The sequence below is a fragment of the Patescibacteria group bacterium genome (assembly GCA_024654625.1).
Taxonomy (GTDB): Bacteria; Patescibacteriota; Minisyncoccia.
Map to the genome: position 1 here is coordinate 1 of JANLHB010000007.1, position 1,773 is coordinate 1,773.

Genomic DNA, 1,773 nt, shown 5'->3' on the forward strand with positions numbered 1-1,773 from the left:
CCTTTCCTAAAACTTTCAAACCAAACAAAGCACTAGAAATGTTTTCTCTTGAATCATTCTTTATCTCCCCTTTAACAGTTGTAGAAGATCCAAGTGCAGAAAATGTAACATCCCTTACATAATAATCACTACCTATTGCCTTAAATTCTTTATCTACCGGCGGGCTTGTTTTTGCGACTTGAACGGTTTTCTCTTCTGCAGGCAGAAGACGTGCTTCTTTGTCTTCTGTTGCAGGCAGAAGACGTGCTTCTTTGTCTTCTACTTTTACCTCCTTTGTCTTTTGCTCTTCAACTATTTCTTTTTCTTCTCTATAGGTGGTTAATTCTGAATCATTAAATAAAATAACATATCTTGCAATGCTTTTACTGTCAACGCCGGATATTAATTTATCGAATTCCTTTGTGCTTCCGGCACTAAAATTTATTATGACGAGATCAAGGGTGTTCAAAAGATTATCGCCCTTATCATAAAGCCGTATTTTAAAGTTTGCAACAGCATAATCCACGTTTGATTTGTTTATTATTTCTCCGATTATCGATGTGGCTGAACCGGTAGAAGGCATACTGACATTTCTCACAAAAATGTCTTTTTCTGATCCTGAAGGTTTCTGAGTACCAGCTCTTTCCGTCTCTGACGCTACTGTTCCGCCTGCTGTCTCAGGTAAAGTTGTCCTCTTTTCTTCCGTACCGGCGGCCGCAAATTCCGGTACTTTATTCGATTCTCTGTGTGTATCCCGATTCTCAGAACCCTTATTTATTGCCAATAGTATTTTTTCCTGTTTCTCCAGTTTTTCATTAATTTTATTGATAACCGCCGCATTTTCGCCTATTGCCTTCATTAAGGTTTCTAACGGTTTTTGAGATACATAATATATCTTTTCAACAGTTGCAATGCTAACTTCTAAAGCCTCAACTCTCTTTTTCATATCTGATGATGTCTTGTTTAATACCCCTATTGTTTCTTTAAAAGAGGTTGCGACATTATTTGCCTCTATGAACGAAGCTGTTTTTTCTACCTTATCAATCCTTGCGTTTATGATTTTAGTTAAATTGTTCAGGTTGTCATTAATTTTACTGTTAAATTCTTGCCGTTGTTTTTTCTCTACGGCAAATTCTCTCTCAAGCTTAAAGAGTCTTTCGTTTATGTTATCAAGCAGCTTGTTCCATACTAACTGTGTTGTTTTGTAATCTTCAGGGCTTCCCTGCTCTTCCGCAGCGCAGTTTATGCTGAACAAAAAAAGGCAGAACACACAAATAAAAATAGATTTCTTCATTAGATATATCTCTCCCTATACATTGCTGATTTATAAAATAAACTTATTATAGCTATTTTGTCTGGCAGGCTCATGCCCCCCCCATCAAGTCTGTTCTTTAAGCAAAACGAAGTTGAGAATGCCTCTTTCTTCCCGGGAGCATTCCCATTTTATTGTAAATAAAAGAGGTGGATTAAGACCGAAGGCCGAATTCACGTATTTATGGGTATCATACCTGATTTACAAAAAATCGGGAATGCTCCCTTCTTCCTTCCCGTTCATCGATTTTTTTAAATTTTTCCAGAAATTGTCGGAAGGCGTCAGCTTGCTTCAGTTGCAACCTCAAGCGATTCGTATAAGATGTCCATCATCTTATTTAATTGCGAGATATTTATACACAAGGGCGGCATAATTACCAGAATATTGTTCAGGGGTCTGGTAATCAAACCGCGTTGTCTTGCTTCACGGCAAACCCTCATCCCAATCTTTTCTTCCCATGAATAAGGCTCCTTTGTCTCCCT

2 protein-coding genes are annotated in these 1,773 nt (G+C 37.8%); both read right to left on the reverse strand.

The genetic code is table 11. The features are described from left to right. On the reverse strand, positions 1–1,273 hold a 1,273-nt coding region (locus NUV40_00795; protein ID MCR4342425.1), incomplete at its 3' end, for a hypothetical protein. A gap of 299 nt (positions 1,274–1,572) precedes the next feature. Further along, positions 1,573–1,773, reverse strand: a 201-nt coding sequence (locus NUV40_00800) for an adenosylmethionine--8-amino-7-oxononanoate transaminase (GenBank protein ID MCR4342426.1), incomplete at its 5' end; no start/stop codon positions are given.